General features: G+C 45.2%; 18 protein-coding genes. 15 read left to right on the top strand and 3 right to left on the bottom strand.

What is annotated here, in order from left to right; translation table 11 throughout:
• Nucleotide 1: 1 nt before the first annotated feature.
• From PODO_RS02775 to galU, 13 genes are all read left to right on the top strand, one after another.
• On the top strand, nucleotides 2–6,379 hold the full coding sequence (locus PODO_RS02775; protein ID WP_038568575.1) for an S-layer homology domain-containing protein: 6,378 nt from the start codon (nucleotides 2–4) through the stop codon (nucleotides 6,377–6,379).
• A gap of 1,513 nt (nucleotides 6,380–7,892) precedes the next feature.
• On the top strand, nucleotides 7,893–9,443 hold the full coding sequence (locus PODO_RS02780) for a spore germination protein (protein WP_218641692.1): 1,551 nt from the start codon (nucleotides 7,893–7,895) through the stop codon (nucleotides 9,441–9,443).
• Nucleotides 9,440–10,597 carry a Ger(x)C family spore germination protein gene (locus tag PODO_RS02785; RefSeq protein WP_036676759.1) on the top strand — a complete coding sequence of 386 codons (1,158 nt, stop codon included), beginning with the start codon at nucleotides 9,440–9,442 and terminating at the stop codon, nucleotides 10,595–10,597. The genes PODO_RS02780 and PODO_RS02785 overlap by 4 nt, the downstream gene beginning before the upstream one ends.
• Nucleotides 10,598–10,810 (top strand): hypothetical protein, encoded by a 213-nt coding sequence (locus tag PODO_RS31650; RefSeq protein ID WP_141118560.1) that lies wholly within the window; start codon nucleotides 10,598–10,600, stop codon nucleotides 10,808–10,810. It abuts the gene before it with no gap.
• Between the two features lie 26 nt (nucleotides 10,811–10,836).
• Nucleotides 10,837–11,949: a GerAB/ArcD/ProY family transporter gene (locus PODO_RS02790; RefSeq protein ID WP_038568579.1), complete on the top strand. Its 1,113-nt coding sequence runs from the start codon at nucleotides 10,837–10,839 to the stop codon at nucleotides 11,947–11,949.
• 225 nt (nucleotides 11,950–12,174) lie between these two features.
• The gene (locus PODO_RS02795; RefSeq protein ID WP_038568581.1) at nucleotides 12,175–12,693 is read left to right on the top strand and encodes a DJ-1/PfpI family protein; all 519 of its coding nucleotides are present in this window, start codon (nucleotides 12,175–12,177) and stop codon (nucleotides 12,691–12,693) included.
• 23 nt (nucleotides 12,694–12,716) lie between these two features.
• Nucleotides 12,717–13,343, top strand: a complete 627-nt coding sequence (locus tag PODO_RS02800; RefSeq protein ID WP_036676765.1) for a BTB/POZ domain-containing protein — start codon at nucleotides 12,717–12,719, stop codon at nucleotides 13,341–13,343.
• Nucleotides 13,344–13,361: 18 nt separating this feature from the next.
• Nucleotides 13,362–13,658, top strand: a complete 297-nt coding sequence (locus tag PODO_RS02805; RefSeq protein ID WP_036676767.1) for an antibiotic biosynthesis monooxygenase family protein — start codon at nucleotides 13,362–13,364, stop codon at nucleotides 13,656–13,658.
• A gap of 14 nt (nucleotides 13,659–13,672) precedes the next feature.
• The gene (locus PODO_RS02810; protein ID WP_038568584.1) at nucleotides 13,673–14,491 is read left to right on the top strand and encodes a phosphotransferase family protein; all 819 of its coding nucleotides are present in this window, start codon (nucleotides 13,673–13,675) and stop codon (nucleotides 14,489–14,491) included.
• A 27-nt stretch (nucleotides 14,492–14,518) separates the two neighbouring features.
• Nucleotides 14,519–15,064 (top strand): DUF1697 domain-containing protein, encoded by a 546-nt coding sequence (locus PODO_RS02815; RefSeq protein WP_036676770.1) that lies wholly within the window; start codon nucleotides 14,519–14,521, stop codon nucleotides 15,062–15,064.
• Nucleotides 15,065–15,270: 206 nt separating this feature from the next.
• On the top strand, nucleotides 15,271–17,397 hold the full coding sequence (locus PODO_RS02820; RefSeq protein WP_038568586.1) for a glycosyltransferase family 39 protein: 2,127 nt from the start codon (nucleotides 15,271–15,273) through the stop codon (nucleotides 17,395–17,397).
• Nucleotides 17,398–17,475: 78 nt separating this feature from the next.
• Nucleotides 17,476–18,462 carry a glycosyltransferase family 2 protein gene (locus PODO_RS02825; RefSeq protein WP_036676773.1) on the top strand — a complete coding sequence of 329 codons (987 nt, stop codon included), beginning with the start codon at nucleotides 17,476–17,478 and terminating at the stop codon, nucleotides 18,460–18,462.
• 18 nt (nucleotides 18,463–18,480) lie between these two features.
• Nucleotides 18,481–19,401, top strand: coding sequence for a UTP--glucose-1-phosphate uridylyltransferase GalU (galU, locus tag PODO_RS02830; protein ID WP_218641946.1), 921 nt, complete (start codon nucleotides 18,481–18,483; stop codon nucleotides 19,399–19,401).
• 393 nt (nucleotides 19,402–19,794) lie between these two features.
• On the opposite strand, the gene PODO_RS02835 is transcribed toward galU, so the two are convergent.
• From PODO_RS02835 to PODO_RS02845, 3 genes are all read right to left on the bottom strand, one after another.
• Nucleotides 19,795–20,361, bottom strand: a complete 567-nt coding sequence (locus PODO_RS02835) for an FAD-dependent oxidoreductase (protein WP_036676776.1) — start codon at nucleotides 20,359–20,361, stop codon at nucleotides 19,795–19,797.
• Between the two features lie 166 nt (nucleotides 20,362–20,527).
• Nucleotides 20,528–22,111 (bottom strand): sensor histidine kinase, encoded by a 1,584-nt coding sequence (locus PODO_RS02840; protein WP_038568591.1) that lies wholly within the window; start codon nucleotides 22,109–22,111, stop codon nucleotides 20,528–20,530.
• The gene (locus PODO_RS02845; RefSeq protein WP_038568592.1) at nucleotides 22,108–22,791 is read right to left on the bottom strand and encodes a response regulator transcription factor; all 684 of its coding nucleotides are present in this window, start codon (nucleotides 22,789–22,791) and stop codon (nucleotides 22,108–22,110) included. The genes PODO_RS02840 and PODO_RS02845 overlap by 4 nt, the downstream gene beginning before the upstream one ends.
• A 475-nt stretch (nucleotides 22,792–23,266) precedes the next feature.
• Between PODO_RS02845 and PODO_RS02850 the strand changes: the two genes are divergently transcribed.
• A complete protein-coding gene (locus PODO_RS02850; RefSeq protein ID WP_038568594.1) occupies nucleotides 23,267–24,430 on the top strand; it encodes a glucose-1-phosphate adenylyltransferase in 1,164 nt (387 codons plus the stop codon).
• Nucleotides 24,431–24,552: 122 nt separating this feature from the next.
• Nucleotides 24,553–25,656 carry a glucose-1-phosphate adenylyltransferase subunit GlgD gene (gene glgD, locus PODO_RS02855; protein ID WP_036676786.1) on the top strand — a complete coding sequence of 368 codons (1,104 nt, stop codon included), beginning with the start codon at nucleotides 24,553–24,555 and terminating at the stop codon, nucleotides 25,654–25,656.
• Nucleotides 25,657–25,739 lie beyond the last annotated feature (83 nt).

Raw genomic sequence — 25,739 nt, forward strand, 5'->3', positions numbered from 1 at the left:
AATGACAAGTCATAAATGGCCCAGAAGAGCTTCTGTAGCGGCATTATGTGCGGCTGTTGTATTAAATGCAGGGATTGTTCCCGTATCGGCTAACTACACGACTGATTTCTATCATGAAGGCGTAGGCACCGATTACGGGCAGGCGAAGTGGAAGGATAATTCTATTGTTAAGGAAGGCGTTAATTTCAGCGATGTCACCGTCGGAGAAATGATGCAGGCGATTGAAGCTTTTGATTTTGAGGCTTTTGCAAAAGATAATTCCGATTTGCCTTGGCTTGATGCCTTGCTTGTTAACGAAGGTGTCATTCCGGATGATGTCAACGATGAAGTTAGCGCCAATACTCTGTTCAGCCGGGGAAGCGCTTTGTACATGAAGACTCAGGATAATACCAAGCTGGGTTTTGTGGGAACGGTGCATTACGCGGATACTTTGAACAAGGACACGATGTATAACATCACCCTTTCTACAGGAGACTTGGCGGAACAGAAAAATGTGCGGAAGAACTACCCGAGTCATGAGAATCAGACCTACACAAGCGGAGGCCTGGAGATTAACCAGCGGAAATTTATTTCCAGCTATAACAGTGCTGTAACGCTGCTTCAATTGAAGAATCCTACGGCCAGTGATATAACGTTGACGATGAAGGTTAAATCACCTTTCGTCTCAGCGGCTGAGGGTGATGAGCTGGTGGGTTACAGAGTGGCTGCTCCGCTAATGATAGGCAAAGCCGGGCAAAAGGTAGTTGAAGCGATGTCCTACGTGGATGTTCATCTGAGCGGAAACGGCATGAGTCCTTCCGGAAATGAACTGGTTAGAGAGATTACAGTGCCCGCTGGTGGCTCCGTTGACCAAAAGGTAGTCATGGGTTGGCTCGCGGATGAAATACCGGGCTCAAAGCTGCATTATGAGAGCTTTAAGGCTGCTGACAGCAATGACACAGCCTTCTCTGCACAGGTGCGGGAGTACAACGAGTGGTGGGCAGAGAACATTCCATATATCGATGTTCCCGATGAGAATGTGAAGAAGGTACTTTATTATCGTTGGTGGTGTAACCGCTTTAATTTGCTGGATGCCAACATTCCGGGCAATGACTGGCAGTTCCCAATGAACATGGAGGGCGTTCTCGGCTACAACAACGGGATTACGGTCAGTGTACCTTGGGCGATGCAGGATCTGAAATGGCTGCGTGATCCTTCCTACTTGTATGGAACCTGGCTGGCTCAAGGGGAATATTCCGAGAATAAGAATTATAAAAATAATCCCGGACGTCCTAACATCTGGACCTGGGATATGATGCAGAACACGTCGCAAGTAGGCTGGGACGCTTACAAGATTTACGGTGGTGGTCAGGAAATATTGAAGAAGTTTGCTGATTTTTCTGCGACTGATGTTACCGGCACACTTGAACATTTTAAAGGCACTAATCCAAATCTTGTTTATTATAACCATGGTCCGATTACAGGTAATGACGGAGATACCGTATCCATGCACTGGAATGGCAGTGGTAACTATGCCCGCCTGGATGGTTCTTCTACTACCTACGCCAATGCAGTGGCAACAGCGAAGATGTACGAGCAGCTTGGAGATACTGCGGGTGCAGCTAAAATGAACACTGTGGCGCAGAATATTAAGAATTCAATTCTGAATGAGATGTGGTACGACAAGGCTGACTTTGATGGTGACGGTGTGGCGGATACGAATGGTACCGGCAGCTTTTTGCACAAAAAAGTTGTGGGCGGTACCGATGTATTCAACCCTTGGCGGGATAATAACATGTTTGTCTTTAACTTTGGTGTAGTACCAACTGAAGGTGAAGAAGGATATGAGGCGAAATATTTATCTCAGTTGTCTGATTACGCAGATCCGAATTATTATCCGATCTTTCCTTTCTTTACAGCGGATCAGAACAGCATTATGAAGCGGGTAGAAGATTTCAAGAATGGCAAGACGGATGCCTTCGGTACAGACCAGTTCGCATGGTGTAACTTCGGCAACTATATTAATACCGTTCGTGCCTCTCTGCGCTATTATCCTATAGATAACATCAATAGTGACGTTTACAAAACACTGTTTGATTGGGGCGCTTGGTTGCATACAGTGGAACCGGGCAATACGGACCACCTGGACTCTAATGAATTTTTCTGGCTGGAGGATTACTTCTTCGGCACACCATGGACAAAAGACAATCCTCCTAACCCTAGCGGAGATATGGTACGGGCATGGATTCACCACGATACGCTTGGCATGATGAATTACACTGTAGTTGAAGATATGGCGGGTATTCAGCCACGGACAGATGACAAGATCGAGCTATGGCCGATTAATGTCGATTATGACTATTTTGCTGTAGATAACGTGCGTTACCATGATGCTAACTTATCTATCGTATGGCAGGATCCTGCTAAGTATAGTGACAATCCTCATTATCAAGGTATTCCAGTAGGTTATTCGCTCTTCATTAATGACGAACTCGTAATGACAACTAACGAAATGTCCCATCTGATTTATGATACAGCTACTGGCAAGGTGGAAAAACCTTCAGGGGATGTAACTGGGGCCGTTGGCGACAACTCGAAGACACAGGTGTTATATGAAAAAGGCAGTGCTACGACGCTTGCTGCGGCAGATCAAACATCCTTAGCCAGCAATGAGAAGACTGTCGACATGTTTAATAAAGCAGGCGTTGATATTGTTAATAACGGTACGAATCTGGCTGTTGCTTCAGGCACTACTGTTGAATCGACTTATATCAAGAGCGGTTCGAATATCCGCAACCTGGCGGACAATTCGACAATCGCATCAATTAATCATACGTCAAACACAGCTTTATTCGGCGGTTCTCCGAATTCTGTCGATACGGTTACGTTCAAATTTGATGGAGTCCAGGCTGTGGACAATGTAAAAGTCTATTTCTATAATGACCGGCTTCTGAACGGTTATGGTACACCACAGACATTTGGTGTCGAATATCAGGATGCTGATGGAAGCTGGAAACCAGTGGAGGGACAATTCCGCTATCCGGAATATATTGCTTCCAACTATAACAATGTGGAGTTCCAAAAGGTTAACACTGCAGCGATTCGCATTCATGTGACGCATCCGCTGGAACTTGCGACCGCCATCAAGGAGATTCAGATCTACAATAATAATCTGGAGGTTAAGGCGGCTGCCAATCAGGCACCAAAGGTTTATCTAGAAACACCATTGAAGGTTGAGCAAAATGTTCCTCTGACGATTATGCCGCAGATCGTTGATGATGGGTTGCCAAGTGGCAAGCTGACTTATACCTGGGAGAAGATTTCAGGTGAAGGAGAAGTAGAGGAGACAGGGCTTGATAAAGCCATGCTGCAAGCCACCTTTAAGACGACTGGTGAATACGAATACCGCCTGACTGTCAGCGATGGAGAACTGGAAACTGTCGTGAAGGTTCCAGTCACCGTATTTGTAGCTACTGCGGAACTGACAGAGATGATCGCGAAGTTTGCGGATCGGGATTCCGGCAGACTTGTCCGGAACAAGGATGATTTTACTGCGGCAACATGGCAAGAGCTGCAAGCTGCGCTGACTGCTGCCAAGGCATTGCTGGCTCAGGGAGAATATACGCTGGAAGAGATCAAGGTGGCAACGGATCAAATGCGGATGGCGGTGGATAACCTTAGATACAGAAATGCTGCCCTTTTGGCTGCCCCTAGTGCCTCATACACTTCGGCATGGGAGTCTGTGTATGGCATTAATGATGGTTATATCCCTTATACTTCAGCAAGTATTTACAATAGCGAAGCAGAAACTCAGTATGGGAACTGGGGCGGTCCCGGTGAAAGCCACTGGCTGCAACTGACCTGGAAAGAGCCCGTGACTTTGTCAGGCAGCTCCGTGTACTTCTATGATGATGAAGGCGGTGTGCAGGTACCGGGAGATTACAACTTCGAATATTGGGATAAGGATGCTGGAAAATATGTACCGGTAACGGGCTTGAGCGAGAAAGGCAAAGCAAGAAATGCATTTAACGAGATAACCTTTGACGAGGTGAAGACGGATAAACTCCGTTTGATTCTTAATAAGCAGTCCACCAGTATTTGGACAGGCGTTAAGGAATGGCGGGCTATTTCGTCTAAGCCAGAAGGAGAAGTTCCTGCTCCCGGCGACCATGGTGCGATTGTGAGCATTGAACAGATTGCGGTGAGTACGACAGTTAACGTCGTGCCTACGCTTCCAGCTAAGGTTACAGTAACTTACGCCGATAAAACGACAGGCTTGGCAAGTGTGGTATGGGAGGAAATTCCCCTTAACAAACTCACCATTGCTACAGACTTCACTATATTTGGTAAAGTGGCGGGCACCGATATTGCTGCCAGCTGCCGCATCAGTGTGAGGTACGATAAATCTAAACTTAAAGCAGCCATTGATACAGCGGAAGATCCTTCGGTAAATGAAGAGAATTATACCGGAACGCTTGAGCAATGGGAGGCACTACGCATTGCACTAGAGGCTGCTAAAGCCACTTATGCAAATGACGGTGCTACCGATGGTGATATTAATGTGGCATATTCCAATTTGAAAAATGCCTTTGAAGCCTTACAGCCTGTCGAAGCTCATGATGCAACGATCAGCGGAATCACAATTCCGGGCGGATCTATTGATCAGGTAGCCAAAGAAATTATTTTACCGGATACGACTACGCTTGATGAGCTGAAGGAAGGACTTACTGTTCCGGTAGGGGTTACCTTCGCTGTGTACGAACCCGATAGCATTACTATTGCGGGAGAAATCCAAACGGGTTACAAGGTCATTGTGACAGCACTGGATAAAACAACGACCAGAACGTATACCTTAACATTGGTTTCTGTAAATCCGCCTCTCATAACGGCACCTTTGGAAGAGAAGCTTAGAGCAATAGAAGCTTTGGATAAGAGCCTTTATGTAGAGGAGAGCTGGAATACTCTTGAGAAAGAAGTAGCACGAGCAGTGATATTGCTGGAGAGTGGGACTGCCACTCAGGCAGACATTGATGAGGCATTAAGTCAGCTTAATGCGGCGGTTGCGGGCCTGAAGTTGCTTTCAGAAGCTACGCCAACACCTACGCCAACATCAACACCTGTACCGACAGCGACACCAACGCCAACGTCAACACCAAAACCAACAGAGGCACCGGGTACTTATGTGCCGGTAGCTACGGCCAAACCGTCTCCTAGCGCGTCTGCGATAGCCCCTGCTGTAAGCAGTGGTAAAATCGTGGTCCAGACGGTCATCGGAGCAGATGGAAAAGCATTGGCTGAACTCACTGCCGCAGATGTTGAAAAGGCAGCTAAAGATGCAAAGGATGGTATTCTGTCCATTGTCGTGAATCCTGCCGGAAACGCGAAACAAATTGTAATTGAGCTGCCACTGCAGTCACTGGCAGCAGCGGGAAATGTTAAATCCCTCAAGATTGATACAGGAACAGCAAGCATAATGCTGCCGGAAAGTTTCTTGAAGACTTACACAGATGCTAAGAACGGCAAACTTAAGCTTATTGTGGGCACTGGAGATGTATCCGGATTGCCACTGTCTGTAAGCAGTCAGTTGAATGCTGGTACAATTAAAGACATCAGTCTTAGCGTAGACGGTGTGGTTATTCCGAGTGATGTTCTGAAGACATCGGGGGTCAAGCTGGCACTTCCTTATACGCTGAAGTCTGGTGAGAAAGCTCATAAAGTAGTGGTTTATTACTTGAACAGTAATCAGCAACTAGAGATCGTTAAGAACGGAAGATTTAATACAGGAACACAGATGCTTGAGTTAACTTTGCCGCAGCTTGGCAGTTATGTAGTGGTTCACTCGAATGTTTCATTCAAAGATATCGCTACAGCTAATTGGGCGTTAAACAGCATTGAAGCACTCGCAGCACGAGGTGCAATCGAAGGGATGGATGCTGAACACTTTAATCCAAATGGAAATGTAACCCGTGCAGAATTCATCAAAATATTGATGAACGCTTTTGATTTACTAGATGAGACGGCTGTAAGCACATTTACAGACGTTAAGGATGGGGCATGGTATGCCAGTCCGATTGCGAGCGCTCAAAAGCTCGGCATTGTTAAAGGCAAAGCGGATGACAACTTTGGTGCAAGCGAGGAGATTACTCGTCAGGAAATGGCAGTCATGATTTATCGTTTGGCTCAGACGATTAATATCCCATTGACTGCCGGAACAAAGGCTTCTGGTGAAGCATTCTCTGATGTGAATCAGTTGTCTGCGGATGCAGCCAAAGCTGTAGAAGCGATGCGTATTAGTGGAATTATTAACGGTATGACATCCAACCAATTTGGGCCAAACGGTAAGGCTACAAGAGCGCAAGCAGCGACAGTGATCTTCCGCCTGTTTGAGCAGCTTCAATAATCGTGCAGCAATAAAAAACACAGGTGTCCTAGTCATGCCAATGACTGGTGGGGTACCTGTGTTTTTTTGCTGCTGACCGTATGTCCCGAACGCCAGCTTTATTAGTTCAAAGCTGCTAGCTCAAAGGTGCCAGCCCCAAACGCCTAACTCAAAGTTGCTGGCTCAGAGATGCCAGTGCCAAACGCATAGAACAAGCTGGCAACCCCTAAGGCCTAACTCAAAGTTGCTAGCATAGAGATACCAGCCTCAAACGTCTAGATCGAAGTTGCTATCTCAGAGCTGACAACTCAAAAACACCTAATCACATGCTCGTATCCCCCATGCTCTTAAAACAAACTTTGCTTCATGGTATGTCATTTGCACGCAAGAGATCGCTAACGGACCCAGTAGCCGCTAAACACAGCATTTATCGACTTTTGGCTTGCTATCGGACTCCATAGTAGCTATTGGCATGAAAAACGCCCAATATGAGCCTCTTTTGATAAAATAGCTGCACTGGAGTCCGAAAATGTGCCAAAAAGGAGATAAATGAGCAAATAACGCCTCCTGAGTCCGTAAGTGCCTGAGGATGCAAGTGGTGTTATCGCGGCTAAGTCCGTAAGTGTCTGAGGATGTGTTCGGTGTTATTGTGCTAGGTCCGTAAGCTCCCCGGGGAGAGGGTGTTTTGGCGCTAACGGACCCAGTAGCCCCTAAACGTAGCATTTATCGACTTTTGGCGTACTATCGGACCCCATAGTCACTATTGGCATGAAAAACGCCCGGTTTGAGCCACTTTTGATGAGATAGCTGCACTGGAGTCCGAAACTGTTCGCAAAAGGCAATAAATGAGCAAATAACGCCTCCTGAGTCCTTAAGTGCCTGTGGATGTATTCGGTGTTATCGTCCTAGATCCGTAAGCGCCTGAGGATGTATTTGGTGTTATTGTGCGAGGTCCGTAAACCCCAAGGGATGAGTGTGATTCGGCGGTAACGGACCCAGTAGCCCCTAAACGTTGCATTTATGGACTTTTGGCGTGCTATCGGTCCTCAGAGTCGCTATTGGCATGAAAAACGCCCGGTTTGAGCCACTTTTGATGAGATAGCTGCACTGGAGTCCGAAACTATGCCAAAAAGGCGATAAATGAGCAAATAACGCCTCCTGAGTCCGTAAGCGCCTGAGGATGTATTTGGTGTTATCGTGCCTGAGTCCATAAGCGTCTGAGGATGTATGCGGTGTTACGTGCCTGAGCCGAAAGCGTCTGAGGATATATGCGGTGTTATCGTGCCTGAGTCCATAAGCGTCTGAGGATGTACTCGGTGTTACGTGCCTGAGCCGAAGCGCCTGAAGATGTACCCGGTGAGTCACTATTGGCATGACCCCAAGGGCTGATTGGGTTACTTACCTGCCGAACCCGGCGTATGGAGTAGTCTCGTTTCTTTCTTGTTGATCCCTTTTCAGTATAATTTTGGCGGATAGGATTTGGAGAGACGGGGGATAATTTCTAGGAAACCTAATTCTGACAGGAGTGACTACTGTGGAGGAACGGCCAGCAGGTGGAAACAGCAATACGTCTCAAAAAAACACAAAATCTGAGCAGACTCTGAGTACGTCACTGGATGAAATGATGACTTTGTTTCGAAACATATTCAAGGACGATGAAACGCTTAGAATCAGAGTGTTTAGCAACATGTTTACTGATAGTCTTCGCTTTGGGTTAGTCTATGTTGACGGAATGGTTGACAAGCATTTGATCCAGGAAGGGATTATTAAGCCTGTTATGGCTTTTGATTTTACCAAAAAGAATTGTGACAATAAAGCCGAGCTGATGGAGAACATCCGGACGCAGGTCATTAGCATTAGTGATGTGGTCGCCTCTGAAGATTTTGATGAAATGATTTATTCGATTATAGCTGGCAAGACCTTACTGCTGATAGACGGCTTTGCGGGTGTTCTGAACATTGGGGCACAGGGTTGGGAGACGAAAGCTCTTGCGGAACCGGTGACCGAAAAAAGTGTCAAAGGTCCAAGGGAAGGATTTACGGAATCACTGTTAGTGAATCTCACTCTTATTCGTCGCAGGGTGCAAGACTCCGAGTTAAAGTTTGTTTTTAGTTCACTGGGAACACGTTCCAAAACACCGATATGTATCTGTTATATGGAGAGCTTGGCATCACCGGCTATTCTCAAAGAATTACAGAATCGAATTGAACAGATTGACATAGATCTTATTCTGGACACGGCATCTCTGGCGGAATTAATTAGAGACGAACCCTATTCGCCCTTTGAGATGACAGGAAGTACAGAGCGCCCGGATGCCGTAGTCAGTAACATGATGGAGGGCAGAGTTGCCGTGCTTATAGAAGGCAGCCCGTTTGCAATGACCGTTCCCTATCTATTTGTAGAGAATTTTCAAGCCAGCTCGGATTATTACATTAACTTTTATTTTGGTTCGTTCAATCGAATGTTAAGAGTTTTTGGAGCTTTTTTGTCGATCAGTATTCCTGCTCTTTACGTAGCTTTAGTTACCTATAGCCAGGAAATGATCCCCACCATGTTGTTGCTCAGTATTTCTACAGCAAGAGTAGCAGTCCCTTTTCCTACAATAGTAGAGGCGCTATTCATGTTAACTATTTTTGAAATATTAAGAGAGGCGGGCGAGCGGATACCTACCTATATAGGGCAGGCTATCAGTATCGTAGGCGCTCTCGTGTTAGGACAAGCGGCAGTGGAGGCCAGAATAGTGAGTGCTCCAATGATTATTGTAGTCGGTTTAACAGGGATCATGACGCTACTTAATCCTAGGTTGACCGGTCCTTTAATTATCGTAAGAACATTGCTGCTGGGTGCGAGTTTTTTCCTGGGGATATACGGATATTTTCTTGGAATGCTTGGTTTAGTAGTACATTTGATGAGTTTGCGCAGCTTTGGGGTTCCATACATGCTTGAAGTAGGCTCTATCCGTCCTCAGGACATTAAAGATACAGCGATCAGGGCACCGTGGTGGCATATGTATCTGCGTCCGGCGTTGATTGGGGCACGAAATATGAGGAGAAAAGGCTCCAATAAAGTAAGGAGAAGACCATGAGCAAGCTGAAAAGGATACTTCTGATTGTTATATCCATGATGCTTCTGATCTGCAATACAGGCTGCTGGAACTACTTTGAAATTGACGATATGTCGATTGTTGCTGGGGTCGCAATTGATAAGGGAAAAAAAGACGGTCAGTTATTGGTAACGACAGAAATTGTAGATACGAAGGAAGGGTTGAAATCAAGTCAGGCTGGTTTCAAAATGATTACGCTCGCGGGCGAGACCATGTTTGATATTGTGCGGGGGATGATCTCGATTACTGGAAAAAAGTTATTTTGGAGCCATTCTAAGGCGATTATCCTCAGTGAGGAGATTGCAAGGGAGGGAGTCACCAAAGTAATTGATTGGTACAACAGGGATACGGAAACCCGATCAGATGTGTATATCTTTGTCGCTAAAGACAAACCGGCTCAAGAAATCATAAGCCTAAGTAGTTCAACTGAGAGTATTATGTCTTACGCACTTGCACAGCAGATGAGAACTGAGAAGAATGTCAGCACAGCGCCTGTTGTGGAAATCTGGGACTTCATTGACAAGCTTGAGGCTTCTGGAGAATATGCTATCGCTCCGTTAATTTATGTCCATGAACAAAATAAGATGAAGAATGCACGAGTTAGCGGAACAGCTATATTCAAAATGGATAAAATGATCGGTATGATCAGTGGCGAAGAAACGAAATACATGCTGTTTGCCAACAATCAAATCCAGGGAGGTGTGTTAATCGTAAAGGATGAAAGTGGAGAGCCTAACTTTTCGCTCGAGATTTTATCCAATCGCACAAAAATAAAACCTGTATGGGTAAATGGTAAGCTCCAAATAAAACTTAATACACTGACACATGCCGGATTGGACGAGGTCAAATCTTCGGGCGAATTCAATAGTCTGGACAGCAAGAAGACGATAGAAAGGTGGGCTGAAAAAGAACTAGAAGAGCAGATTTTCTCAGTTATTCATAAGGTTCAGAAGGATTACCATGCAGATATTTTTGGGTTTGGAGAGCTCCTTCATGAGAAAATGCCGCGGACCTGGGAGAAAATCGAGAAAAACTGGGTGAAAGAATTTTCCAACGTAGAAGTAGTAGTGAATTCCAAGGTGATTATTGAGAACAGTGCACAAACGACAAGGTCTATCAAGATTCATCAAAAATAGGTGATAATATTGGTTGTGGTGGTCATGTTTATCTATGTAGTAATTGTTTTAATTGATCCTTATGGTCTGTGGAAGCAGGGGATGAAGCGGGATTTTTATGTTTCTTCTGCATTATGTCTAATTTCATTCTGTATTGCCTTTGCATTGGCAATGAGATGGTCGATTCCTAGTCCGTCACCATTCCTTGTGTATTGGATCAAGAAGCTATTCTAGGTATTAGCCTAAAGGGAGAATAGAGTATGAATAAAGAGATCATATCAACAGGGCATGCTATTAGTATTGCTGTCTTATTTATTATGGGGACTTCAATATTTATGGGCGTACCGGGACAATCCGGTAACAGTAACTGGATCGCCGTATTGTTAGCTATGGTGCTGGTTGCCCCACTTTTGCTGATATATGCCAGACTCCACGTCCTATTACCGGGTAAGGATCTATTTGATATGTTGATTACCGTGTTTGGCGGAATCCTGGGTCGAATCATCTCCACTCTCTATATATGGTATTCCTTTCATTTGGGGGCACTAATTATTAGAAACTTTGGAGAATTCAGTCGCACAATTACCTTAACGGATACCCCTATGTTAGCACCTATGATATGTCTGGGACTATTGTGTGTTTGGGTGGTTAAGGCGGGGATTGAAGTGATGGGGAGAAGCGCTAAGCTCCTGTTGCTGTTTGCTGTATTTGTTAATTTAGTACTGATAACACTCGCCTTTTCCAGACTGGAATATCATCATTTACTTCCTCTGTTGGACAAAGGCTGGCAGCCTTTATTAAGCGACACTCTGGGTACTTTTTCTTTTCCATTTGCGGAGATTGTAATATTTCTGGGAGCATTCAGTAATTTATCGGACAAGAGCTCAATACGGAAGATATTATTTGGTAGTCTAGTAATTTCAGGGGTGATTATCATTATGGCTACTTTGCGTAACCTGTTGATGCTGGGTCCTGAAGTTCTATCCAGTTTATATTTTCCCGCTTATGTGTCTGCTGGCCGTATTAATGTAGGTGATTTTCTGACCCGAATTGAAGGTTCATCGGCAGTTGCTTTTGTAATCACTACTTTTATCAAGACAAGTTTATGTCTGTATGTAGCGAGTAGTGGGATAGCAAAAGTACTCAAGCTCAAGAGTTACCGCTCTGTTGTGCTTCAGATGGGACTACTCATGATCTATTTTGCGGATTTTGTGTACAAGGATATTATGGAAATGTACTATTTTTCTTACCATATTTATAAAATATACGCCTTTCCTTTTCAGGTGATTATTCCACTGATGTTATGGATTTGCGCTGAAATTGTTGTGAGCCGGCGTAAAAATAAACAGCTAGCGCCGCAGTTGCAGCAATAGCTCTAATAGGAGGATACAGGTGTCTCGTAAGCCTTAAAGTGGCTGGTTGCCCGTGTCTTTTTTTATTTCGTTTTATTTGATCACATTTACGCTTTTAAAGCCGCGGGAAATGTGCAAATAGCGTCCTCTGAGTCCGTAAGTTTCAGGAGAAGGCGATGATGCTATAATGATAGATACATAGATAGAGTTTACTTTTTTATTGAGAACAGGGGAGCTGATCTATCATTGAATACATATATTCTTATATATGATAGCTTTGTGCAGTTTGAGGTTACATTGGCAGCTTATTTTATGAAAACAAAGGGCGAGGTCTATACCTTAAGCTTGGAAGATAAGGCGTTAATCTCCTGCGAGGGTTTTTCTGTGAATCCATCAGTATTGGTTGAAAATGTGGACGTTAGCACCATAGATTTATTGATTATCCCTGGTGGGGAAACAGATAATTTAATAGGGCAGGAGGCTCTATTAGATTTAATCAGAAGCCTGAATCGAGCAGGAAAAGTCATCGCGGGCATTTGCGGTGGGGTATCCATTCTTAAGGCTGCCGGAGTACTGGATGGTAAGGTTTATGTGGACAATGAATCTGGGGTATCTAACGTCTTTGTCGATGGAACAATCATTACCGCTAAACCGAATGGATATGTAGACTTTGCGCTTGAAATTGGGCGAATAATGAGTATCTATAAAGATGAGGCAGATTTGCAAGAAACGATAGATTTCTTTAAACATTTTAAATCCGTCTAAGGAGTAGAAGAGGGGAAACATGTATGAACGTTAGCAATATCATTATGTCCTCTTATTGGGGTAGAGAGGTTAAACATAAATATATCACCCAAGGGTCCAAAGCGCTGGCTGTTATTTTTCCGGGTAAAAATTATTCAGCTGATCGCTCTCTGCTAGATTATGCGGCTAAAGCTGCCCGGGAGCATAATTGTGATGTTCTGCTTTTAGAATATGGTTACCAGAGTGCAAGGGTGGATTTCAAACGTGAAGAAATGAGTATTATCATTGAGGAATGTAAAGCTGTGATCGCTTCTCTTCCGGATTATAAGAGATTTCTTTTTATAAGTAAAAGCATGGGCGCTGTTATTGCAGGTAGAATAGCTGAAGAGCTAGAAATACAGAAGAAGACGTCTCATCTATATATCACCCCGTTGCCTGAGGCGGTGCCGCTGATTCAGCGGAGTCGTGGTACTGTAATCTATGGCGGCAGTGACCCCTTATTTGGTCAAGAACATTCCGGTGAAATTAGTGGGCTGAATCATTTGAAGGTGTATAGAATCGATGATGCTAATCATTCGCTGGAGGTAGGCAGTGTCAATGAGTCACTAGCTATACTGTTGGTCATCATTAATTTCTATCATGAGTTTTTCCGGGATGCTTTAAATACATAACTTTAGGAGATGATGATTGTGATTTTGGAAGCTGCGATGCTGCAAGTAAAGCCTGGTTTGACTACTGAATTTGAGCAAAGCTTCAAGGAGGCGTCAAGTTTAATCTCCTCGATAGAGGGTTATATGGGCCATGAATTACAACATTGCTTGGAGGATGATCATAAGTATCTGTTGCTGGTGAAGTGGAGAACGCTTGAAGACCACACTGTTGGTTTTAGAGAATCCAGCCAATATCAGGAATGGAAAGCACTCCTTCACCATTACTACGACCCATTTCCGGTAGTTGAGCATTTTACCCGCATTAATCTGGACTAAATGGAGGATACCGAATGAAGGCGAAGCTTGTTGGGGAAGGCAGAACAGCGGAGATCTGGCAACATGACGATCAGAGGATTCTTAAATTGTACCGGGAGGATATAGCAGAGCAACACGTCAGCCGGGAATATAAAATCAGCCGGTTTGTACATGCGCGGGGTGTTCGGACCCCTCAGCCTTTTGAGCTTATTACTGAACAGAATCGACAAGGTATCGTTTTTCAACAAATTCAGGGTCCCTCTTTACTAAAGGTGATGGGTGAGAAGCCTTGGAAAGTTACCCAATATGCCAGGCTGATGGCGGGGCTTCATTGTGATTTGCATAAGCTTGAAACTACAGAGGAAATCGGCCAGCAAAAGGATATGCTGAAAAGTCAGATCATGGTTGCCCCTATGCTGAGCGAAGAGGAAAAATCCGTCATTTTGAAGTATCTGGAGAAGCTGCCGGAAGGCACTCGTTTATGTCATGGGGATTTTCATCCCGACAATGTGCTTATGGATGAACAGCTCTGGGTGATCGACTGGATGACGGGTGTAGTGGGAGAACCTGCTGGAGATGCTGCGCGTTCCGTAGTGATGTTCAGTTTGGGAGCTATGCCTCCGGGAGCTTCTGCCTTCTCCAAATTAATGTTAGGTTTTATAAGAAAAAGATTAACTAAGGGATACATTCAAGAGTATCTCAGATTATCAGGACACACTTATGAGGACGTAGACCGCTGGATTTTGCCGATCGCGGCCGCGCGTCTGGTGGAGGGGCTTTCGCCTCCAGAGAAGGAGCTGCTGGTAAAAGAAGTTCGTAAACGTCTACACACCTTAGCCGCAGAGGTAAGCTGATCATGGCACAAAACGGAGGCGTATTCTATGACTACCTATATAGCGCTGCTGCGTGGAATTAACGTCGGCGGGAACAAAATTATTAAAATGCTGGACCTGAAGGCGATGTTTCAAGCTCTTGGATTTGCAAATGTACGAACGTATATTCAGAGCGGAAATGTCGTATTTGAGAGTGATGAAGGTTCGGTGAGCCTGCTTAGCGGAGTCATTGAACGTCAGATTCATGAGGTTTTTGGATTCGAGGTCTCTGTTATTATCCGTACTTTAGCGGAGATGGAGAACGTGATCGCTAACGATCCCTTTCAGCTCTCCGAGCCAGAGGAATTCAAAAGATGGTATGTTACTTTTTTACCAGCCGAGCCTTCAGCGGAAGCATTGGATAAACTGCGCACTTATGAGAATGGACCGGATAAGGTGCGTTTTGTCGGCAGAGAGATGTATATATTATATGAGGTCAGTGTGAGCCAATCGCCGCTTTTTAAAGTCCCTTTTGACAAAATACTCGGGATGCCCATTACCGCACGCAACTGGAACACGGTGAATAAGCTTGTTGCCATAGGCAAGATGGAATAACATAGTTTGGATTGAAAAGAGTACCGAAAGGCTCCACATTGTGGGGTCTTTTTTGCGTTCTGGCAGCCTCATTTATTCAGCAAACATTCAGCTTGCACTCATTGAGAGTTAAGGTATGGATGAAATAATACACCTACGGAAAGCTTGGGCCGGAGTTACAGAACTGCCGGCATATAGAATGATCAAGGGATAGGAGTGAAATGGAGATGAGTTTTGCTAGAAAAATAAGCTCGGATCTTATACTGTGGCTCATTTTAATACTCGCTGCTTTTTTGTACGGTTATGGAGTTTGGAATGACCACTATGTGAATACATACTACACCACTGCCGTGGGAAGTATGCTGCAAAACTTTCATAATTTCTTCTTCGCTTCACTCGACTCTGCGGGTTCAGTCACGGTGGATAAACCACCGGTCACCTTTTGGATTCAGACTCTTAGCGCGCTCATCTTCGGGCTTCATGGCTGGAGTGTAATTTTGCCTCAGGCGCTTGGGGGCGTGGGCTCCGTGTTGCTCGTATACCTTCTGGTTAAACCTACCTTTGGTAAAGCGGCAGCACGTTTAGCAGCGCTGGCCATGGCAACAACTCCAGTAGCGGCGGCTGTTAGCCGGACGAATAACATTGATGCTTTGTTAGTATTCACGTTACTGTTGGCGGTTTGGTTTTTATTTAAAGGAACGAAGAGTAATAAGCTGGGCAGTCTCCTTGCCGCATTCGCTTTAATCGGTGTTGGGTTTAATGAGAAGATGCTGCAGGCTTATATGGTTTTGCCGGCTTTTTATCTCTTTTATGTCTTGGCTGCGAAAGTGAACTGGAAGCGAAAAACTGGAGTATTAGCGGCCTCGACAGCTATATTACTCGTGGTCTCGTTATCCTGGGCAGTGATAGTGGATTCGATTCCCGCTAGTAAACGACCTTATATCGGCAGCAGCGGTACTAACTCCGTGCTCAATCTTGCCTTTGGTTATAATGGTGTCGCGCGATTGACGGGTGATCGGGGGACAGGTGGCGGAGGTGGAATGCCTTCAATGAATGGTGGTGAGATGCCGAACATGAATGGCGAGATGCCAGCTATGAACGGTGAAAGACCCGCTATGAACGGGGCAGATGCTGAAAATGGTACGGATAGCGGACGTGGAGCATTTTCGGGTCGGCAAGGCATAAATTCAACCTCAGACGGTCAAAATGGCGCCGATGATGGAGGTTCACCAGGGCAACCACCCGGCGGTGGAACAGATAATCAAAACCGGCAATTTGGTGGTGAAGGTGGGGGCCAAGGACAACGCAGCGGCATGAATGGCGGCGGAGGTGGAATGTTCAATACTGGAACCGCAGGTCCACTGCGCCTGTTCCAATCAGAGCTGTCAGGTCAGGCAAGCTGGATGCTGCCTTTTGTATTGTTTGGTTGTATTGGATTATTCGCTAATCTGCGGAGAAGGAACTTTACGCAAGGGCATAAAGAAGCTCTATTCTGGTTAGCATGGCTGGTGCCGGTGATGGGATTCTTCAGTATTGCGGGATTCTTCCATCAATATTATCTGGTGATGATGGCTCCGCCGATAGCCGCGCTGGTCGGTGCAGGCTGGTCAAAGCTCTGGAGTCTGTATCGCGAGCACTCTGGTTGGCTGTCATGGCTATTGCCAGTTGCGACGCTGGTTACAGCAGTTTTTCAATGGTACATTATTCATCCTTATGACGATACGATTGGCAGGGGCTGGTCGATTGGCATTCTGGCTGCCGGTATAGTTGTTTCTTTGGTGCTGGTCGTTCTTAAAGGCAAGCAGAAGCCATTTGTTTTCTCGGCAAGTATTGTCGCTGTACTAGTATTGTTAATTGGCCCGCTCTACTGGGCAGCTACCCCAATTACTTATGGCCTGAATAGCCAAACCCCTGAAGCAGGACCAGGGAGCAGTGAGGGCAGAGGAGGAATGGGCGGCAATTCTAGCAACTTTGGGCGTAATAGCGCCACAAGTGCGAATGAGAGTCTGCTGTCCTATCTGGAGGAAAATAATACTGGGGAGCCTTATCTGTTTGCCGTATTGGATTATGGCACAGCAGCTCCTTATATCATCGATAAGGGGGCATCGGTTGTTATTCTGAACGGATTTTCCAACTCAGACACAGTGTATACCACAGATACCCTAAAGGCGTTAGTAGAGAGTGGCAAGGTGAAATACTTCCTGCTGAGCAGCGGCGGTATGGGTGGTGGACGTGGAGGGAATTCTACGCTATCTACTTGGATTACCGACAATGGCACAGAGGTTCCAGCAGCGGATTGGGCAGGAAACGACGCTGGCAACAGCGGAACGTTATACAAAGTTACAGTTAACTAGTTCAGTGTTTTAGGATACGAAGCGTGCTAATACATTTGCAGGCACGCTTCAGCATTCAAATTAAAGGAGGAGCTGCTCATGAGTATCAACGTGCGCTATTCCATTATTATACCGATGTTTAATGAAGAGGCAGTCATTCAGGAAACGTATCGTCGTATTAAAAAAGTGATGGCAATGACGGAGGAAGTATATGAGCTGATCTTCGTGAATGACGGCAGCACAGACAACTGTGCCCAGATGATCGAGGAATATAGCTATTGGGATGAGAGTGTGAAGCTGATCGATTTGTCACGTAACTTTGGACATCAGATCGCTATTACTGCCGGAATGGACTATGCCCTTGGGGATGCAGTTGTCATTATTGATGCTGATTTGCAAGACCCGCCTGAATTGATCTTGGACATGATTGCAGAATGGAAGAAGGGGTATGAAGTTGTATATGCTAAACGGGTGAAGCGAAACGGTGAATCCTTATTCAAAAAGTGGACGGCCAGCCTGTTTTATAGAATTCTGCGTTATTCAACCGATATTTCTATCCCTGTGGATACAGGTGATTTTCGGCTCATAGATCGTAGGGTTTGCGAAGAGCTCAAACGTCTACCGGAGAAAAACCGTTTCGTACGCGGACTGGTCAGCTGGGTTGGTTTCCGTCAGAAGGCGATTGAATATGAACGGGATGAACGTCTGGCGGGGGAAACAAAATATCCACTAAAACGTATGATCAAGCTCTCTTTGGACGGAATCACCTCCTTTTCTTATAAGCCGCTGAAGCTGGCAGGATATTTGGGCGCACTGCTGTCGGCTTCTGGTTTTCTGTACCTTATGTATGTATTGTACCTGGTAATTTTTACAGACTCAGTCGTTAAGGGCTGGGCTTCGATGATTGGAATTACGCTGACCTTTAATGGCTTCGTACTCATTATGCTAGGAATACTAGGTGAGTATATCGGCCGGATTTATGATGAAACTAAGGGACGTCCGCTTTATATTGTCCAAGAGTTCTATGAAGGTAAGGGGCAGCAAAAGAATGTTCGTGAGCACCCTGTGACCCATCTCCGTAAATAAACTGCAAGGGAGGGATTCCTGATGAAGATTAGAAAAGCTGTCATTCCCGCCGCGGGCTTAGGCACTCGTTTCCTGCCTGCAACTAAGGCTCAGCCAAAAGAAATGCTGCCCATTGTGGATAAACCAGCGATTCAATATATCGTAGAGGAAGCCGTTCGGTCTGGTATTGAAAGTATTATCATCGTGACCGGCCGTAATAAGAAGTCGATTGAAGATCATTTTGATAAATCGGTGGAGCTGGAGCAGACGCTTTTGGAAAAAGGGAAAGAGGATCTACTTCGTGAAGTCCAGCTAATCAGTGAGCTAGCGAGCATCCATTACATTAGGCAAAAAGAGCCGCTGGGACTGGGCCATGCCATCCTTTGTGCGGAACAATTTATCGGTGATGAACCTTTTGCTGTTCTGCTTGGTGACGATATCATGGTCTCGGAGGACCCGGCGCTGCTGCAGATGATGAGATTGTATGAGCAAGAGGAGCAGACCATCGTCGGTGTGCAGCATGTGCCACGGCAGGAGGTTAACAAATATGGGATTATCTCCTCCAGCGGCCCACTAAATGGAGTTCATGAAGTAAAAGGATTGGTAGAGAAGCCCTCGCCTGAAACAGCTCCTTCAGAGTATGCCATTATGGGGCGATATATTTTGGAGCCTTCGATATTCACAGTGCTGGCTAACCTCGAACGTGGAGCGGGCGGTGAATATCAACTGACGGATGCTTTGCACGAGGTATGCCGGCATGAAGGATTGCTGGCGCTCGATTTAATCGGCAAGCGTTATGATATTGGTGATAAATTCGGTTACATTAAGGCCACGCTGGAGGTAGGTTTGATGCGGGAGGATTTGCGCCCATTATTGGTTCCGTATTTGCAGGAGCTGGCTGCTAGTCTTAAGGGAAGAGAAGAAGAAGTGGACTCCTTGCATCGGAGTATACACAGTTGAGGGAGAGGAACTGTTTCAAATGATCATAACATCGGCTTCGGCGGTGGCATGAGGTTTTGAAGCAGTTTTTTTGCGTGTGGTGTTCAACGGGCAGGTGAGGGACGAGCAAATAGGTGTACTTTATACAATTAAAAGTATGGGGGGACAGCTGCAAATCGATTTAGTTGCACTTGATACATCTATATCTTCACATCTTAGCTATAATGCTCATTTAGCCTGTTTTTAGTTGCATAAAATACACTTAAAACAGCCGTGTGGGTGTTATTGTTTGAAATAGCTGCATCAAGTGCAGTTATTTTTAAATCTCGTAACTTGGTTCTCCTTGGTGACGAAAAAATCCGGAAGACCGATTCCTAAGAATCATCCTCCGGATTATGATTTGAGTACTGAAGATTAAGCTTTCAACACATCATGATCAACGTAACGAGCGCCATTTAACTCGCTAATTACATTAATAGCTACCTTCGCACCATCGCCTGCGGTAATAATGGCATGTACACTTACTCCAGCAACAGTACCAGCAGCCCAAATACCTGCGATATTCGTTTTGCCTTCAGCATCAACGGCTACTACAGTTTTGATTCTTGGCTCTGTACCATCCTTAGTCTCTACGCCAGCTTTGGCAGCTAGATCTGTAAGGGCGCCTGTGGCAAGAATAACATGTTTTGCTTCATAGATAATTCCATCTTCAGTTTCAATGACAAAACCATTGCCGCTGGAGGTGAGGTTGATAGCCTGTTCGGAAACCAGCTCAGCGCCAAATTTAACGGCTTGTTTATGCCCAGTTTCGACCAGCTCAGGACCACCTACTTCGGAAATTCCATAAAAGTTCTCAAACCAACCTCTGCGGGTCATGCCCTTATCGTTGTCGATCAGCAGCGTTTTTTTGCCCGCCTTGGCGGCGAACAGGGCTGCGCTTGCACCGGCAGGACCGGCGCCAATTACGGCGATTTCGTACATGTATTTACCTCCTAAAAGTTTTGTGGAGCGATGCTCCTTAGAATGGACTACATAGCAAAACTGGCAACGAAAGCATACGCTTGGTTTTGTGGAGCAAAACTGGCAACGTAAGCATACGCTTGGTTTTGTGGAGCGATGCTCCAGTTCCTTTTAATTATAACGGTTGTTACTCTTCCTTGGCTAATCCTTCCTCGCAAGGCAGGCTAACCGTAAACGTTGTGCCCTCGCCAACGGTGCTATTTACACTAATCTTGCCGTGATGTGCCTCGACAATAGATTTTGTAATGGAGAGACCCAAACCTGATCCGCCGTATTTACGTGTGCGAGAGGAGTCACTGCGGTAGAATCGATCAAAGATATGTGGGATATGCTCTGTGGGAATTCCGCAGCCATTATCCCGCACGCTTAAGAGAGCCTGATTTCCTGCGGCTTGTAAAGAGAGATGAATGCTGCCTGCCGCGGCATCGGTATGCTGAACTGCATTGTGGAACAGATTCAGAATCACCTGCTTGAGCTTATAGGGATCATATTTACCACGGATGCCATAGGAGATATCAAAAGTAACTTTACGTTGATCTGCGAGCAAAAGCAGATGCGGCTTCATTTCGTGAATTACCTCGCTGAGAATCAGGTCAGTCATCTGCAGCTGTGGAGCTCCATCCATTCGAGCGAGCAGTAGCAGATCCTCGACCAGCTTATTGATCCGTTTCGATTCACCATGCATGCTTCGCAACGAGTTATATAACTGTTCTTTATTATCGGCGGCGCCCCGCAGCAAGACCTCAAGAAAACCGTGTATTGAGGTAAGCGGAGTTCTAAGCTCGTGAGAAGCATCGGCAGCGAACCTGCGCATCTGCTCCTTGGCCTCCCGTTCATTATGAAAGGATATTTCGAGACGTTCGAGCATACCATTGAATGAATGAGCAAGCTTGTCGATCTCGGCCTGTCCTTGGTCAACTGGAAACCGAATGTCCAAATTACCGGCATTAATGATCTCAGCCGATTCTCCCATATTAGAAAGAGGAACTAACGTCTTTCGCAGGGCCGGCAAGTATAGGAATAATCCAGTCAATAAAGCAATCACTGACAAACCTGCGTAGATCAGCAGCTGCTGCATAATCACATCCGTTAATGGCCCCGTGCTCACACTCATTTGCAGCAGCAATCTAGTATTTCCAGGCCTATAAAGATTCATGAATATGGCTAGATGTTCAGTGCCGTCTTCAGCCTGGATGAGCTTGTAATTTCCTGTTGCCCTATCTGTGGTGTGAATCAGCAGCGCATCGTATTGCTCATTGGTCAACCTGGGTGCTGCTATATCTGAGAGGGTCAATTGCTGTAAATCCCTGAAGGTGCCATCCGAGCTGTACATGGCGAGAGTTGTATGGGCATCAAGCAGAAGCGGACGCCGGTTCTCGCCAGTTCGCAGCCCACTTGGCATTTTATTCATGTCTTCTCTTTCCATCGGGAAATTGCTGTTAAACTCGTTGTTCGTGTCATTTATACCTGTGGTGTCCTCGTCATAGGAATTAAAAAAGTTGAAAAACATCTCACGGGGGACAGAACGTATTTGCGCTTCCATAGACTCCGCTCTATTGCTGTATATAAAATCTCGCATAAGGATATATTGTAAGACTCCAATTAGCAGCAGCAATCCTGATAGAATGAGCAGCGATGTGGCAAGCAGCTGTTTACGCAGGGAACGTGGTGCAGGTAGTCTGCGAAGCCATCTGAAGATGGGAGTGCTCATAGATCCACCCGGTAGCCTGCGCCCCGCAGGGTACGGATAATACGGTGCTCCTTATCTCCGAGCTTCTCACGAAGCGAACGGATATAGACCTCAACAATATTTTCCTCACCGCCAAAATCATAGCCCCACACTTTATCAAGAATCATAGGCTTGCTGAGTACAAGGCCGTGATTGATAACGAGATACTGTAATAACTCGTATTCCGTAGGGGATAGTTCAAGTACTTCCTCCCTGAAGCGAATTTCCTTTCGCCGGCTGTCAATTCGGAAAGGACCGCAGCGGACCTCGCCTAGCAGCCCCGGAAACTGATTCCGCAGCCGCGCTTGGATCCGCGCTAGTAATTCATCAAAGCTGAAGGGCTTGACCATATAGTCGTCAGCACCAATAGAAAGTCCCTTTACGCGATCATCCACTTCGTCTTTAGCAGTAAGCATGATGACAGCTACCTCTGTCTCTTCCGAGCGCAGATAGTGACATACCTCGAATCCATCCATACCCGGCATCATAACATCCAGGATAGCTACATGGGGCTTGAATTCAGCTGCAATTGAAATGGCGCTTAGCCCGTCCGACGCGGTTCGTACTTCAAAACCTTCGTTAAGGAGACCCAGCTCCAGGAACTGTAATATATGAGGCTCATCATCTACGAGCAGAAGTCGAACTCCTTGTACTGCTTTCATCATAGGTTCCTCCAAATCGGTGATAGATAGCTTCATTATGCCATATCCGGTTGAATGTTTGCTGAAGACCGGAGGATTCTTTTTCTAGAATAAATGAGTGGATTTCTTTCACATGGCTTTAAATTGGTTAATCTAGTTATAAGGAATATTAACGTGTTTAATGACAAACAGGGTTAAAAATTCCGGATTTTCGGAATTGCGATAAAGGGTTTTGACGAAGAATATAGAACACTTTACAATAAGGATAATCTCCTGATTCAGGCTCCTGATTTTGGAGAATGCTCTCCCTATTTTAGGTTAGATCATCCGAACGTGTAAAATTTCCTTCCTCGTTTTTTCAACTTTGTCATCTTCCTATCAAGGCTCATTTCTTTCTGGTGTATTTCTTTTCTAATTCACTTCTTTCTGGAATTCTGTTCATTCATCCTAGGTTTGCTGAACTTTATATTACCCATAAGTCAAGGGAGGCTTTTCCATGAAGAAAAAAGAAATGGTAGCCATGCTATTGGCTGGAGGCCAAGGCAAAAGATTGAAAGGTTTAACCAAATCGCTTGCCAAGCCCGCTGTCTATTTTGGGGGCACTTATCGGATTATCGACTTTCCTTTAAGTAACTGCTCCAATTCGGGTATTGATACTGTCGGTGTATTGACACAGTATGAGCCACTTATACTACATTCTTACATCGGAGTAGGCAGTGATTGGGATTTGAACCGTAAGAATGGTGGAGTATTCGTATTGCCACCGCATGAACGTGAGAATGGAAGCAGCTGGTATCGGGGAACAGCCGATGCGATTTATCGAAATCTTAAATTTGTAGATCAGTTCGACCCCGAGCATGTCCTTATTCTATCCGGTGATCACATTTATAAAATGGATTATCATGCTATGCTGCAATACCACAAGGAGAGAAACGCAGATTGCACGATTTCTGTGATTGACGTTCCGCTGGAGGAAGCAAGTCGATTTGGAATCTTAAATACGGAGGACGATCTGAAAATTTACGAATTTGAGGAAAAGCCTGCACAGCCAAAAAGCACGCTAGCTTCTATGGGTGTGTACATCTTTAAATGGGAAATTCTCCGCAAGCATTTACTGGAGGACGGAGAGAATATAGGATCATCTCACGATTTTGGTAAAGATATCATTCCTTTGATGCTGGAAGACGGGAACTCTTTATTTGCGTACCCTTTTGAAGGGTATTGGAGAGACGTTGGTACGGTAGCAAGCCTGTGGGAAGCGAATATGGATTTACTGAGCGATAATCCACCGCTTAATCTAAATGATCCCAGCTGGCGCATATTTACACGCAATCCGAATCAACCTGCCCAATATGTCGCACCTGGGGCGAAAGTGTCAGGATGCATTATTAATGAAGGCTGCATTGTGCATGGTGAAGTGAAGCACTCGGTTCTTTTTTATGGCGTAGAAGTAGGTGAAGGCAGTGTGATTACGGACTCCGTAATTATGCCTAAGGTTAAGATTGGTAAGAACGTACGCATTCATAAAGCGATTATTAGTGAGAATACGGTAATCGACGATTATATGGAAATAGGCATCGAGCGGGAGAACGAGAACGAAATTCTGCTGATCGACAATAAAAGCAAGAAACGTAAATCAGCTGTGGCCAAAACCATATAATCAAGCTAAAACGCCTTTGGCGTCCTTCTAGGGACGGTAAGCGTTTATGCGAGATTTATAAGGATAAAGTATATAGTGAAACTTATACTTTCTTATAAATTATAAGAGGACGGTGGATTCCGATGAAGCAACTCATGGGTGTAATTAATCTGGATCATGAACTCGATAAACTAAATGAACTCACTTATTTCCGCTGTGGTGCAGCCGTACCTTTTGCCAGTCGTTATCGGTTGATAGATTTCGTGCTTTCCAATATGATGCGTGCGGATCTGGAGAGCGTGGGCCTGTTTGTTCGCCGTAAATACCGTTCTTTAATGGACCATTTGGGTGACGGCAAATCTTGGGATATGAATCGCAAGCATGGGGGACTATTTATTTTGCCTCCGGACTGGAATGATCCCACCGATACTTCTCTTGGCGACCTTCAGCATTATCATAATAATCTGGATCTTTTTAAACGGGGATCTGCTAAATATATTGTGTTTTCCGGCAGCCAGCATATTAATACTATCGATCTCCAAGACTTGTACAGCTATCATTTGGAGAAGGGTGCCGACGTTACAGTAGTATACAAAAAAATAGAGCAATTGCAGCCAGAACATGAGTTATGCCAGCGTATTGAAGTGGACGAAGAGAATAATGTGACCAATATCCATCATGAGAAGGATCATCCCAATTTATATCTCGATATCTTCATTATGGAGAAAAAACTGTTCCTGGAGCAGGTGGAACATTGCATTGCACATGGTGAGAGTTATTTTTTCCGTGATGTGATTCAGAAAAACCGCCATAAATTCAAAATCGCTGCTTATGAATATCATGGCTATCATGCCGTAATTAATTCATTGGAAAGCTATTATAAGAATAGTCTGGAGCTGCTTCAGCAGGAGAATTACTTTAGTCTGTTCAAAGAAAGTCCCGTGCAGACGAAGATTAAATATGAGGCTCCTACCCGATATTTAGAGAGTGCAAATGTCAGCAATTCACTGGTGGCTAACGGCTGCATTATAGCTGGAACGGTGGAGAACAGCGTGATCTTTCGTGGGGTTCAGGTACGTAAAGGAGCGAAGATCATCAACTCTGTTATTATGCAGAAGTGCATTATAGAGGAAGATGCTGTTATTGAGAATGTGATCATGGATAAAGACGTACATTTAAGTAAGAATCGAATTCTCGTCGGGGATAGTAAACGTCCGTTCGTCATCGCCAAGAGCAGCAAAATATAAACCAACTGGATTAGATGAAACGAAACAGTATAACCTATCTGATCTACAGGCATAGTCTAATGCATCCCTAAAAAAAGCTTTTG

Source organism: Paenibacillus odorifer, from assembly GCF_000758725.1.
Lineage (GTDB): Bacteria > Bacillota > Bacilli > Paenibacillales > Paenibacillaceae > Paenibacillus_AQ > Paenibacillus_AQ odorifer.